11 protein-coding genes are annotated in these 13,688 nt (G+C 32.9%); all 11 read left to right on the forward strand.

What is annotated here, in order from left to right; translation table 11 throughout:
• The first annotated feature begins 77 nt into the window (after positions 1-77).
• Positions 78-1,871, forward strand: a complete 1,794-nt coding sequence (uvrC, locus tag ACHRVZ_RS06920) for an excinuclease ABC subunit UvrC (protein WP_395421515.1) — start codon at positions 78-80, stop codon at positions 1,869-1,871.
• Positions 1,872-1,879: 8 nt separating this feature from the next.
• On the forward strand, positions 1,880-4,171 hold the full coding sequence (locus ACHRVZ_RS06925) for a patatin-like phospholipase family protein (RefSeq protein ID WP_395421516.1): 2,292 nt from the start codon (positions 1,880-1,882) through the stop codon (positions 4,169-4,171).
• Between the two features lie 313 nt (positions 4,172-4,484).
• Complete coding sequence (locus tag ACHRVZ_RS06930; RefSeq protein ID WP_395421517.1) at positions 4,485-5,642, forward strand: homogentisate 1,2-dioxygenase; 1,158 nt, start codon at positions 4,485-4,487, stop codon at positions 5,640-5,642.
• Between the two features lie 159 nt (positions 5,643-5,801).
• A complete protein-coding gene (locus ACHRVZ_RS06935) occupies positions 5,802-6,161 on the forward strand; it encodes a four helix bundle protein (protein ID WP_395421518.1) in 360 nt (119 codons plus the stop codon).
• 93 nt (positions 6,162-6,254) lie between these two features.
• Positions 6,255-7,415 (forward strand): 4-hydroxyphenylpyruvate dioxygenase, encoded by a 1,161-nt coding sequence (hppD, locus tag ACHRVZ_RS06940; protein ID WP_395421519.1) that lies wholly within the window; start codon positions 6,255-6,257, stop codon positions 7,413-7,415.
• A gap of 298 nt (positions 7,416-7,713) precedes the next feature.
• Complete coding sequence (locus tag ACHRVZ_RS06945; RefSeq protein ID WP_395421520.1) at positions 7,714-8,484, forward strand: DUF3108 domain-containing protein; 771 nt, start codon at positions 7,714-7,716, stop codon at positions 8,482-8,484.
• Complete coding sequence (locus ACHRVZ_RS06950; RefSeq protein ID WP_395421521.1) at positions 8,484-9,425, forward strand: tryptophan 2,3-dioxygenase family protein; 942 nt, start codon at positions 8,484-8,486, stop codon at positions 9,423-9,425. The genes ACHRVZ_RS06945 and ACHRVZ_RS06950 overlap by 1 nt, the downstream gene beginning before the upstream one ends.
• Positions 9,426-9,446: 21 nt before the next feature.
• Entirely contained in the window at positions 9,447-10,670 is a 1,224-nt protein-coding gene (locus tag ACHRVZ_RS06955) for a peptidoglycan DD-metalloendopeptidase family protein (RefSeq protein WP_395421523.1), read from the forward strand.
• Positions 10,671-10,692: 22 nt separating this feature from the next.
• A complete protein-coding gene (locus ACHRVZ_RS06960; RefSeq protein ID WP_395421524.1) occupies positions 10,693-11,313 on the forward strand; it encodes a hypothetical protein in 621 nt (206 codons plus the stop codon).
• Positions 11,314-11,357: 44 nt separating this feature from the next.
• A complete protein-coding gene (locus tag ACHRVZ_RS06965; protein ID WP_395421526.1) occupies positions 11,358-11,693 on the forward strand; it encodes a hypothetical protein in 336 nt (111 codons plus the stop codon).
• A gap of 113 nt (positions 11,694-11,806) precedes the next feature.
• Positions 11,807-13,450, forward strand: coding sequence for a glucose-6-phosphate isomerase (gene pgi / locus ACHRVZ_RS06970; RefSeq protein WP_395421527.1), 1,644 nt, complete (start codon positions 11,807-11,809; stop codon positions 13,448-13,450).
• The last annotated feature ends 238 nt before the right edge of the window (positions 13,451-13,688 follow it).

Here is a 13,688-nt window from a genome sequence, read left to right on the forward strand (position 1 = left end):
AAATCAATGTTAAGCTTTTTCAATAAAATCGAGATGATTTTATTGAAGTGTTTCAAGTACCTTCAGAAAATAACAGAATGCAAAAACCGTCCTTAGATCTTCAAATCCAAACCTTGCCAGACAATCCTGGTGTGTATCAATATTATGATAAAGACGGAAAGATTTTATACGTTGGAAAAGCCAAAAACTTAAAAAAAAGGGTTTCTTCTTATTTCAATAAAATTCACGATACAGCCAAAACCAATGTTTTGGTTAAGAAAATTGTAACTATAAAACACATCGTCGTTCCCACAGAAACCGATGCGCTCTTACTAGAAAACAATCTAATCAAAACATTACAGCCGCGCTATAATGTATTACTTCGTGATGACAAAAGTTATCCATGGATTTGTATTAAAAAAGAACCTTTTTCGCGAATTTTTTCGACTAGACGAATGGTCAAAGACGGCTCAGAGTATTTTGGTCCGTATACCAGTTTTAAAACTGTGCATACAATTTTAGATTTAATCAAAGAATTGTATCCGTTACGAACTTGTAATTACGATTTAAGTAAATCTAATATCGATTCGGGCAAATTTAAAGTTTGTTTAGAATATCACATCGGTAACTGTAAAGGTCCTTGCGAAGGTTTAGAATCTTTAGAAGATTATCAGAAACAAGTTGATGCGATCCGCGAAATCCTTAAAGGGAATTTTAAAGAAAGTATGAAAGATTTTAAACGTTTAATGACGCAATATGCGCAGGATTTACGTTTTGAAGAAGCTCAGAAAATAAAAGAAAAAATAGAAGTTCTTGAAAATTATCAATCGAGATCAACCATCGTAAATCCGAAGATTACCAATATTGATGTTTTCTCCATTGTTTCTGACGAAAGTGCTGCATATGTCAACTTTTTACAAATCTCACACGGATCAATTATTCGTTCGCATACTTTAGAAATAAAGAAAAAGCTAGACGAGTCTGACGAAGAATTATTAGAACTTGCCATTATTGAATTACGTGAACGTTTTCAATTATTATCAAAAGAAATCATAGTTCCGTTCGAAATGGATTTGGGAGAAAATATTAAAACAACAGTTCCTCAACTCGGAGACAAAAAACAAATATTAGAGTTATCGATTCGAAATGCTAAGTTTTATAGAATCGAACAACTCAAGCAATTGCAAATTGTAGATCCGGATCGACATACCAATCGAATTATGGCGCAAATGCAAAAAGATTTGCGATTACCGGTCGAACCCAGACATATAGAATGTTTTGATAACTCGAACATTCAGGGAACAAATCCGGTTGCAGCTTGTGTCGTTTTCAAAGACGGAAAACCAAGCAAAAAAGATTATCGCCATTTTAACGTAAAAACGGTTGAAGGTCCAGACGATTTTGCTTCGATGACTGAAATTGTGTACCGTCGCTATAAAAGATTATTGGACGAAAACGAACCTTTGCCACAATTAATTATTATTGATGGAGGAAAAGGACAATTATCGGCCGCATTAAAAAGCATTGATGCACTAGAATTACGAGGTAAAATTGCCATTATCGGAATCGCAAAACGTCTTGAAGAATTGTTTTATCCCGGAGATTCAATTCCGTTATACTTGGACAAAAAGTCTGAAACATTAAAAGTGATTCAACAATTACGAAACGAAGCGCATAGATTCGGAATCACCTTTCATCGCGACAAACGTAGTAAAGCGGCATTAAATTCTTCAGTAGAAAGCATTCCCGGAATTGGCGAAAAAACGATGCTAACGTTAATACAACATTTCAAAAGTGTTAAAAGATTGAAACTGGCCACTGAAAAAGAAATTTCGGATGTTATCGGAGTATCAAAAGCCAAAAAAATTGTCGACTTTTACAAAACCAACTAGCTACTTTTATGCGCCCTAATCAGCTGTCTATTTTAAACACCCGGTTACAAGGATTTTTCTCCTCCCAGATAACCATTACAAGCTGGAGCATAATTACGCTTCTAATCTTACTTTTGTGTAATCCAGAGAAATCTTTTTCTCAGGAACAAAAAAAAGATAGTGTGAAGCGCCCAAAAATTGGTTTGGTTTTAAGTGGCGGCGGAGCAAAAGGATTCGCACATATTGGAGTTTTAAAAGTTCTGGAAGAAGCCGGAATCAAAATTGACTATATCGGCGGTACAAGTATGGGATCAATTATTGGAGGACTCTATGCTTCCGGATATAATGCCTCACAAATTGATTCGATTTTTAAAAGAACCAACTTCGACGAATTAATAAACGATTACATTCCGCGTTCATCAAAAAACTTTTACGGCAAAAAGAATGATGAATTGTATGCTTTGGTTTTACCCTTCAGTAATTTTAAAGTTGGAATTCCTGAAGCACTTTCAAAAGGAATGTACAATTATAATTTATTGAGCAGTTTAACCAGAAACGTTCGTCATGTTCGTGATTTTAATCAGCTTCCAACTCCGTTTTTATGTATCGGTACAAATATTGAAACTGGCGAAGAAGTACTTTTGAATAAAGGAAACCTCGTTCAGGCAATGATGGCCAGCGCTGCTTTCCCATCCTTATTTACGCCTGTCGAAATTGATGGAAAACTTTTGGTTGATGGCGGAGTTGTCAATAATTATCCTATAAAAGAAGTTCGTAATCTTGGTGCTGATATTATTATTGGAGTCGATGTTCAAGATGATTTACTGAATCGAAAAAGTCTAAAGAATGCCACAAGAATTTTGGTTCAAATTACCAATCTACAATCGATTGATAAAATGAAAAACAAAATAAAGGATACTGATGTTTACATCAAACCAGACATTCGTGATTATGGCGTTATTTCATTTGATAAAGGCGAAGAAATAATCAGAAAAGGGGAAGAAGCTGCTTTTGCTGTTTACGAAAAAATCAAAACACTGAGCAATGAAGATAATTTTTATAAAAAACCAAAATTAAAAATTAGCACTGATACTCTTGAAATACAAAATATTAATAACGATAAACTTGACAATTACACCAAAGAATATATTCGAGGAAAACTTCGTTTTAAACCTGGAAGCACAATAACATACAACGATCTAAAAGCCGGAATAAACAATTTAAATGCCACTCAAAACTTTAGTGCCATTTCTTACTGTCTTGAGCCTGATGAAAAAGGAGATGATCTTGATCTTGTATTGCAAGAAAATCCAACCCAAACTTTTTTAAAGCTTGGTTTACATTACGACGGACTTTACAAAAGCGGCGTTCTGCTGAATCTTACTCATAAAAAAACCTTTCTAAAAAATGATGTTACTTCGATCGATATTATTTTAGGTGATAATTTCAGATACGACTTTAACTATTATGTTGAAAATGGCTTTAATATTAGTTTTGGATTCCGCTCGAGATTAAATCAGTTTAACCGAAATGTTACGACGAACATAAGCACTTTAACTACCCAAAATCCAAATGTAAATTTGATAAACGTTGATTTTCTAGACATTACAAATCAAGCTTATTTTCAAACTATTTTTGTACAAAAGTTTTTAATGGGCGGAGGTCTCGAATACAAATACTTAAAAATAAATTCGCCAACACTTGCTAACACAGAGAATATTATCGAAAAAAGTAATTATTTCAGTCTTTTTGGCTATTTAAAGTATGACTCTTTCGATAACAAAAACTTTCCACATTCAGGATTGTATTTTTCATCAGATTTACAAACGTATCTGGCTTCATCTGATTACACCAATAATTTTAAGCCGTTTTCAATTGCAAAAGCCGAGGTTGCTTTCGCTAAAACTTTATTCAAAAAAGCTACAATAAAAATTGGAGCAGATGCCGGTTTTAATATTGGCAGCGACAGTGTTCCTTTTTTCGATTTTATTTTAGGAGGCTACGGCTACAACAAAATCAACAATTTCAATTACTTCTATGGATATGACTTTTTAAGTATTGCCGGAAATAGTTTTATAAAAACAGAAATCACTTTAGATTATGAAATTTTCAAAAAAAACCACGTTAATCTTTCTGCAAATTTCGCAAACTTAGGCGATGACATATTTACTACAGTCGACTGGATTTCGATGCCTAAATATTCCGGATACGCTGTTGGCTACGGATTAGAAACTATTATTGGCCCAATTGAAGTCAAACAATCGTGGTCACCAGAAATGTCAAAAAGCTTTACATGGTTTAGTATTGGGTTCTCATTTTAATATAGTTTCAATCAATAATTCAATAAAAAGACGCAATTTTTATACTCTCCAAAATTTATATCAAAAAAACTGGAAGATTTCCTGTTTATAAATAATATAATTTATAATTTTACTCAATAAAAATTACGACATTTGTTATAATGAAAACAAAATGGACAGGTTTATTAGAGTATCTTCAATTCCTTATCAAGAGAAATCCTGAATAAAACTACCGAATTGAGATGATTGGTCAATTATAAATTGAGCTGATTATCTGTTCACACAATTCAAATTTTTCGAATTATCTAATTTAAAATTATCTAATTGAAAAGCCATGCCATTATATCATAAACTTGGAGATTTTCCTCAAAAAAGACACACCCAATTCGAAAAGCCAAACGGAGGTTTTTACTACGAACAATTGTTTGGTACCGAAGGTTTTCACGGGCATTCGTCATTATCTTATCATGTTCACAGACCAACTCAGGTAAAAGAAATTATAAAATCTTATTCGGTTGAGCCAAAAATTGCAATCGGAAAAAACATAAAATCATTACTTTTCAAAGGTTTCGAACTAAAACCTGAAAACGACTTTTTAGACAGCCGAAAAGCAATGCTCGTCAATAAAGACTGCATTATAGGATTGGCAGCTCCTAAAGAATCTCTTCGAAATTATTTCTACAAAAATGCCGATGCCGATGAAATGCTTTTCATCCACAGAGGAAAAGGAAAATTAAGAACCATGCTTGGGAATATTCCGTTTGAGTACGGAGATTATTTAATTATTCCGAGAGGTATTATTTATCAAATCGATTTTGAGACTGAAGAAAACCGACTTTTTTATGTCGAATCTTATTCTCCTTTTTATACTCCAAAACGTTACAAAAACCAATCAGGTCAACATTTAGAACATTCTCCATTTTGCGAACGCGATTTCATTTTGCCAAACGAACTGGAAACACATGACGAAAAAGGTGATTTTTTAATTAAAATCAAAAAAGAAGGCATGATACACGAAGTCGTTTATGCCACACATCCTTTTGACGTTGTGGGTTGGGACGGATATAATTTCCCATATGGATTTTCAATTCACAACTTTGAACCTATAACGGGACGCGTTCACCAACCGCCACCGGTACACCAAACATTTGAAACGGCCACTTTTGTCGTTTGTTCATTCTGCCCGAGACTTTACGATTATCATCCAAAAGCAATTCCGGCGCCATACAATCACAGTAATATAGATTCAGACGAAGTACTTTATTATGTTGATGGCGATTTTATGAGCCGTAATAATATCGAGCAAGGTCATATCACTTTACACCCAAAAGGAATTCCGCACGGTCCCGCTCCGGGCGCAATGGAACGCAGTATTGGTCATAAAGAAACCCACGAATTAGCCGTTATGGTTGATACTTTCAGACCATTAATGGTTACGGAAGAAGCAATGGGACTGGATGATGGGCAGTATTATAAATCCTGGACTGAATAATTAGTCAATGTGGCAATTAGATAATTAGAAAATGTTTTTGAAACCGCATAAATTAGTTAATGTGTATTTTATAATCAGACTTCATTTATTAATTTGTAACTTTAAACTTACAGTATAAATTATCTCATTATCATATTTTCTAATTAACTAATTCAAAAAATGACTTTTAACGAAAAATATAAAGACAACGCTCTTTTAATTAAAACATTCAATTTCGCATTAAACATAATTAATTTCACTAGCGAACTTCAAGAACAAAAGAAGTTCGTAATTACAAATCAGCTATTAAAAAGCGGCACATCAATTGGAGCAAACTCAAAAGAATCACAAAACGCAGAAAGCAAAGCAGATTTTATTCATAAATTAAAAATTGCAATTAAAGAAGCAGACGAAACAGAATATTGGTTGTTTTTATGTGATGCCCATAGAGAATATCCTAATTGTACAGGTCTATTAAACGATCTTTCAGAAATTTTAAAAATTCTAAACAAAATAATATCAACATCTAAGAGGAATTAGAAAATTAGAAAATGTGTCAATTAGAAAATTATTTTTAATTATTAGCATTTCAAAAATTATCTCATTTTCTCATTATCAAATTATCTAATTATCATGAGCAAAGAAGTAAAATCAGTAGAATACGGATTAGAAAAAATCTTTGAAGGAGCACAAGATTTCCTTCCATTACTAGGAACTGACTATGTAGAATTCTACGTAGGTAACGCAAAACAATCTGCACATTATTATAAGACGGCTTTCGGATATCAATCATTAGCATACGCCGGATTAGAAACCGGAGTAAAAGACAAAGCATCGTATGTTTTGAAGCAAGACAAAATCAGAATTGTTTTAACAACTCCTTTAACTCAAGATTCTCCAATTCACGCGCATCTTCAAAAACATGGAGACGGTGTAAAAGTTGCAGCACTTTGGGTTGAAGATGCCAGAAGCGCTTATGAAGAAACGATGAAACGCGGCGCTCGTTCATTCATGGAACCAACTGTTGAAAAAGATGAGTTTGGTGAAGTTGTTCGTTCCGGAATTTACACTTACGGAGAAACTGTTCACATTTTTGTAGAGAGAAAAAACTATAATGGTGTTTTCTTGCCAGGCTATAAAGAGTGGAAATCAGACTACAATCCGACACCAACCGGATTAAAATATATCGACCACATGGTTGGAAATGTAGGTTGGAATGAAATGAATACTTGGGTAAAATTCTACGAAGACGTTATGGGATTCGTAAACTTTTTATCATTTGATGACAAACAGATCAATACAGAATATTCGGCTTTGATGAGTAAAGTAATGTCGAACGGAAACGGAAGAATTAAATTCCCAATTAACGAACCAGCCGAAGGAAAGAAAAAATCACAAATCGAAGAATATTTAGATTTTTATGGCGGACCTGGAATTCAGCACATCGCAATTGCAACTGATGATATCATCAAAACTGTATCTGAATTAAAAGCGAGAGGCGTCGATTTTTTATCGGCACCACCGCACACCTATTATCAGGCAATTCCTGAAAGATTAGGCGTTCATATGGATATGATGAAAGAAGATTTAAACGAAATTGAAAAATTAGCCATTATGGTCGATGCCGATGAAGATGGTTACTTATTACAGATATTTACAAAGCCGGTTCAAGACAGACCGACACTGTTTTTTGAAATTATTCAACGAATGGGAGCAAAAGGATTTGGCGCAGGGAACTTTAAAGCACTTTTTGAGTCAATTGAGAGAGAGCAAGAATTGAGAGGAACATTGTAAAATCGCATTATTTTTACATTATACAGAAAAATTCTCTGTAAAACGATGATTTTTATGCAAATGTTATGTTAAACTTGCCTTTTGCTATTTCTTTTTTGAACTTTCTGTATATCTTTGCACTCGCAAATCAAGAAGGGGTGGTTTCCTTCTGAATTGATATAAATTTCATAATTTATAGTTTTTTGGTTAGTTAATAGCATAAAAACTCAGTCATTCCTTGACTGAGTTTTTTTGTTTTGGTACATTTGGAATAGAATTTGCATTTATATATCTTTATCTAAAATGTAAAAATTGTACTATGAAAAAACTAGTCTTTATAATATTAATATTCTCTACACTAAGTTTTGATACTCAAAGAGAAGATGCATTTGACACTGGAGAATACTTTAAGTTCAGAATCCATTACGGAATTATAAATGCAGGTTACGCAACTCTTGAAATTAAGGACGCTACTATAAATAACAAAAAAGTATTTCATGCTGTTGGTAAAGGTTATACTACCGGAATGTCAAAATTCTTTTTCAAAGTAGAAGATTTATACGAAAGTTATTTTGACAAAATAACCGGAAAACCATATCGTTATGTCAGAAAAATTGACGAAGGCGGGTACACCAAAAATCAGGAAGGCATATTTAACCAAAACGAAAACAGGGTTTTAGTAAAAGATTACAAACGAAAAACAGAAAAAACAATTGTCATTACTGATGAAGTGCAGGACATTATATCTTCTTTTTATTATTTAAGAAATCATCCAAATATAGATAAACTCAAAACAGGTGAAGCGATCACAATTGACATGTTTTTTGATGACGAAATCACAAAATTTAAGTTAAAATATGTAGGCCGTCAAGATATTACAACTAAATTTGGAACCGTTTCTACAATGATGTTCAAACCATTGGTACAAACAGGGCGGGTTTTTAAAGAAAAAGAAAGCGTAACTCTTTGGATAACAGACGACGACAACAAAGTTCCGGTTAGAATTAAAGCAGAACTTGCCGTTGGATCACTTAAAGCAGACCTTGACGAATATAAAGGATTAAAAAATCCATTTAAAGTAAAAAAATAATGAACCTTACTGATAATTCAGAATCAATTTTAAAAGAAATTGACCTTAAATACCAAGCTATAAATCAAAAAACTGATGTTCAGTTAGAAGGATTACTTTGGTCAAAACCAATCACATATTGGGATTATATTCAAACAGATGCTCTTTTAAACTTACAGATACAACGTACTACATTACCAGACGAAATGGTTTTTATCATGTATCATCAGGTAAACGAATTAATTTTTAAAATGATTTTGTGGGAAATTGATCAAATTGCTGACACACAAAACATTCAAGTCGATTTTTTCAGCGAAAGATTATCAAGAATTACCCGTTATTTTGACATGCTTACCAATTCATTCAGCATTATGGAGAACGGAATGGAAGTGGATCAATATATGAAATTCAGAAACACTTTGACTCCCGCAAGCGGTTTTCAAAGTGCACAATATAGATTAATTGAATTTGCCTCAACAGATGTTATCAATTTAACAGATCGCAGGTACAAAGCAAACTTTGATGAAAATACAGATTTAGAAACCAGTTTCGAACATTTGTACTGGCAAGCTGCCGGAAAAGATTATCATACCGGAGAGAAATCATATTTACTTCAGGAATTCGAAAACAAATATAAAGATCAGTTTTTGAAACAAATGTCTACTTTTAAGACAAAGAATATCTGGCAAAAATTCACCCAATTACCTCTGGAAGATCAACAAAACAAGGAATTAATTGAAGCAATGCGCCATTATGATAAAACCGTAAATATTACTTGGGTAATGCAGCATCTTAATACTGCAAGAAAATACATACTGGAAAGCGGCAAAGGAAATGGTGAGGCTACAGGCGGCAGCGACTGGCAAAAATATATGCACCCAAAATACCAAAGACGCATCTTTTTTCCTAAATTGTGGACCGAAGATGAATTGTCGAATTGGGGAAATGAAACCATCTCATAATTTCCTTAAAAATTTAAAAGTTTGAAAAAAGCACTCCTAATTATAATAGCATTATTTTCAATAATTTCATGCAATAAAACCAATGAAAAAATTGAAACTAAAATTAGCTCCAAACCAAAAACCAAAAAAGTAGAATTTGGCTTTAATTATGCTGACTTTAATATTGTAAATGACACTATAAAAAAAGGAGATTCTTTTGGATCTATCATTCAAAGGCAAAATATTGGAGACAAAAAGGTCTACGATATTGTTGAACAGGTAAAAGATTCATTTAATGTAAAAACAATTAGATACAACAAACCTTATACACTTCTTCGTTCTAAAAACAAAACAAATAAATTACAAGTTTTTATTTATCAGCCGGATGCACTTTCTTATTATGTAATTGATCTGAGAGACAGCATTGCAAAAGCTTATAAAAAAATAAAACCGGTCACACTTAAACGTAAAATTATTGGCGGTGTTTTAAAAAGCTCATTATCTGAAACTTTAGGAAATGAAAGTGTCGAAACAGCACTTGCCAGCAGAATCACCAAAGTATTCTCTTGGTCAATTGATTTCTTCAAACTTAAAAAAGGAGATCGTTATGGATTAATCTTCACTGAACGATTCATTAACGGAAAAACTTATGATGGCGTTGAAGATCTTGAAGCAGCATTTTTTGAATATAAAGGCAAAATTATTTATGCCTTTCCGTTTGAAAGAGATACTACTTCAGGAAAAGTTGAATATTATGATGATGAAGGAAAAACGTTAAAGAATTTCTTTTTAAAAACACCTATTAAATTCAGCCGAATCACTTCGAGATTTACTGCAAATAGATTTCACCCGGTACAACATACCTGGAAAGCTCATAAAGGAACAGATTATGCGGCCCCTACCGGAACACCAATTTCAACTACTGCTTCCGGAGTTGTGGAGGCAACCGGATATACTGCAGGAAATGGAAATTTTGTAAAGGTAAAACACAACGGAACCTACTCTACTCAATACTTACACATGTCCAGAATTTTGGTTCGCCGCGGGCAACGTGTTACACAAGGACAAACCATTGGATTAGTCGGAAGTACAGGACTTGCAACAGGCCCTCATGTTTGTTACCGTTTCTGGAAAAATGGCGTTCAGGTTGACGCACTTAGACTTAACTTACCAACTGGAGAATCTTTGACCGGAAGTGACAGAACACGTTTCATGAAACAAATTGAACCTTTGAAAAGAGAATTGGATAGTATTGGGAATTTGTAAACATCTGAAATAGAATATCAAAATGAAAAATTCACGTCTTAAAGCGATTTACAATGAAACTTTTTCAGATTTAAAACTATTTTACAGAGATACCAATTTATCAGACGATTTAATTTCAAATTATAAAATTGGACAAATCATTCAGGAAAAAGGCTTCACTGACATGACTTCTATCGGCGGAGGTCTTTCGGGTAATGTGAGATATTTGATCGCTAGTGCTCACCCAAAAGATTTATCAAAATTTAATCCTGACTCAGCAAAAATTGGACACTTTCTTTTGGATTCTATTACTTATTTTAAAGTATTGGATATTCAGAAAATTGAAAACAAAACTCAGGTTTTCCTTTTAAACATTCCGGACAACTCGATTACACTTTTCAAAAATTCATCTTCAAACTTAGAAGAAGAAATCACAGAAAATGCAAGAAAGAAGTTCGTTAAAAAAATCAATTTGCCATTAGTCCCAGAATTACAGACTGAAAACTGGAAAGAACGAACTAAAGCTCCAATTGGAATGAATGATAATGGCGAACTCTTTTTTGATGATTCGAAGATTAAAATTGAATCACCAAAAAGAATAGAAATTAACACCGAAAAGAAAACCATTGCAATTAATAAAAAACCGTGGTGGAAGATTTGGTAAAAACTTTTATTCAAACCAACATTTCAATTCATCTACATCAATTAATGAAACGAGCTTTATTAATCTTTTCGTCAACCTTACTTTTTGGATGCACTAATCCGCATGTTTTTGTTTTGAATGACACCAAGAAAAATAAATACTTTGTCTCAGAAACCATCAACAAAGCTTTTGAGGAAGATCAAATTGACAAATCTCCTTTAATTGTAATAAACGGCATTCCTTTTAAATACAACAAAGAACAAGACACAATCTTATTGCCTCTAAAAAAATCTGACATCATAAGTTTAGACTTTTTAAATAAAAACAGTAGCCGCATCATTTATAATGAGAAAGAAAATGATGGCGCAATTATAATAACTTCAAGAATTCAAAACAAATAATCTTATAAATCGTTTTCGTAACTATTTGTTATATAATTGTGAAGCATTAAGGTATTAAAAGTTATTTCAGTATTTTTGTTTTTTATAACCACATTCTCAATTAAACAAAAAAAATGGCTTTAAACACAACAAACCCAACCGGGACTGAAGCGTGGAAAAATCTGCAAAACCACTATAACGCAATTCACGAAACAACGATACAAGAATTATTTCAGCAAGATAGTACTCGTGTTGAAAAATTCAACTTACAATGGAATGACTTTTTAGTAGATTATTCTAAAAACAATATAAGTCAGGAAACTATTTCTCTTTTATTAGAATTAGCAAATACAATTGGATTAAAAGATGCTATTTCACAATATTTTGGAGGAGAAATCATCAATCAAACTGAAAACCGCGCCGTTTTACATACTGCTTTACGCGCACCAGAATCTGCAATTATTACAGTTGACGGTGAAAATGTTATTCCGGAAGTTTATGAAGTAAAGAATAAAATCAAAAAATTCACAAGCGAAGTAATTTCGGGAGAACGAAAAGGTTTTACAGGAAAAGCTTTTACAGACATTGTAAATATCGGAATTGGAGGTTCAGATCTTGGTCCGGTTATGGCAGTTGAAGCTTTACAGTTTTACAAAAACCACCTTAAAACTCATTTCGTTTCGAATGTTGATGGCGATCACGTAAACGAGGTAATCAAAAAATTAAATCCTGAAACAACATTATTTTTAATCGTTTCTAAAACTTTTACAACTCAGGAAACTTTATCGAACTCTGAAACTATTAAAGAATGGTTTTTGAAATCGGCTTCTCAAGAAGATATTGCAAAACACTTTGTAGCGGTTTCAACAAACATTCAAAAAGTAACTGAATTTGGAATTAATCCTGACAATGTTTTCCCGATGTGGGATTGGGTTGGAGGAAGATTTTCTTTATGGAGTGCTGTTGGTTTGAGTATTGCGTTGGCAATTGGTTTTGATAATTATAATGATTTATTGAAAGGCGCTAATGAAATGGACGAACATTTCAAATCGGCAGAATTTGACGAAAATATTCCGGTGATTTTGGCTTTGCTAAGTGTTTGGTACAACAATTTCTTTGGTGCCGAAAGTGAAGCTTTGATTCCGTACACACAATATTTATCAAAATTAGCTCCTTACTTGCAACAGGCAACTATGGAAAGTAATGGAAAAAGCGTTGGCCGTGACGGAAAACCGGTAAACTATCAAACCGGAACTATTATTTGGGGAGAACCGGGAACAAACTCACAACATGCCTTTTTTCAATTGATTCATCAGGGAACAAAATTAATTCCAACTGATTTTATCGGATTCGTTAAACCATTATACGGAAACGAAGATCATCATGATAAATTGATGTCTAACTTTTTTGCACAAACCGAAGCTTTGATGAACGGAAAAACTGCAGCACAAGTTCAGGCTGAATTTGACAAACAAGGACTTTCTGCAGAAAAAGCTTCTTACTTACTGCCTTTCAAAGTGTTTACCGGAAACAAACCAACCAATACAATTTTAATTGAAAAATTAACTCCAAAGTCTTTAGGTTCGTTAATTGCATTGTATGAGCACAAAATATTTGTTCAGGGAGTCATCTGGAATATTTTTAGTTTTGATCAATGGGGAGTAGAATTAGGAAAGCAATTAGCAAATTCTATTTTAGATGAAATTAACACCAAAACTGTAAAAAATCACGACAGTTCAACCTCATTTTTGTTAAATCACTTTTTGAAGAACAAATAGATTCATAGATTTTAAAAATCACAACTAACTGAAACGCCTTAATTTAATAAAAATTAAGGCGTTTTTTCGTATGAAAATAGCCTAAAAACACCCTAAACGCCTGATTATTGCAAGTTTAGCATTACAAGACAATGAGAATCATTACGATTTTAACAAAATATGTGCTCAAAAATTCAAAAAAATGTTATTTTATTTAACGAAATAAGAAAAAATCATTTTAATGCGCAACACATTAGAT

Origin of the sequence: Flavobacterium sp. FlaQc-57 (assembly GCF_044007395.1) — a bacterium.
In the GTDB taxonomy this organism is placed as follows: domain Bacteria; phylum Bacteroidota; class Bacteroidia; order Flavobacteriales; family Flavobacteriaceae; genus Flavobacterium.

Bases quoted from the DNA above. Each gene is read 5' to 3' on its own strand.
- ACHRVZ_RS06945 (WP_395421520.1), top strand. From the start codon at position 7,714: ATGAAAAAACTAGTCTTTATAATATTAATATTCTCTACACTAAGTTTT.
- ACHRVZ_RS06960 (WP_395421524.1), top strand. From the start codon at position 10,693: ATGAAAAATTCACGTCTTAAAGCGATTTACAATGAAACTTTTTCAGAT.
- pgi (WP_395421527.1), top strand. From the start codon at position 11,807: ATGGCTTTAAACACAACAAACCCAACCGGGACTGAAGCGTGGAAAAAT.
- ACHRVZ_RS06935 (WP_395421518.1), top strand. From the start codon at position 5,802: ATGACTTTTAACGAAAAATATAAAGACAACGCTCTTTTAATTAAAACA.
- ACHRVZ_RS06950 (WP_395421521.1), top strand. From the start codon at position 8,484: ATGAACCTTACTGATAATTCAGAATCAATTTTAAAAGAAATTGACCTT.
- ACHRVZ_RS06930 (WP_395421517.1), top strand. From the start codon at position 4,485: ATGCCATTATATCATAAACTTGGAGATTTTCCTCAAAAAAGACACACC.
- ACHRVZ_RS06965 (WP_395421526.1), top strand. From the start codon at position 11,358: ATGAAACGAGCTTTATTAATCTTTTCGTCAACCTTACTTTTTGGATGC.
- hppD (WP_395421519.1), top strand. From the start codon at position 6,255: ATGAGCAAAGAAGTAAAATCAGTAGAATACGGATTAGAAAAAATCTTT.
- ACHRVZ_RS06925 (WP_395421516.1), top strand. From the start codon at position 1,880: ATGCGCCCTAATCAGCTGTCTATTTTAAACACCCGGTTACAAGGATTT.
- uvrC (WP_395421515.1), top strand. From the start codon at position 78: ATGCAAAAACCGTCCTTAGATCTTCAAATCCAAACCTTGCCAGACAAT.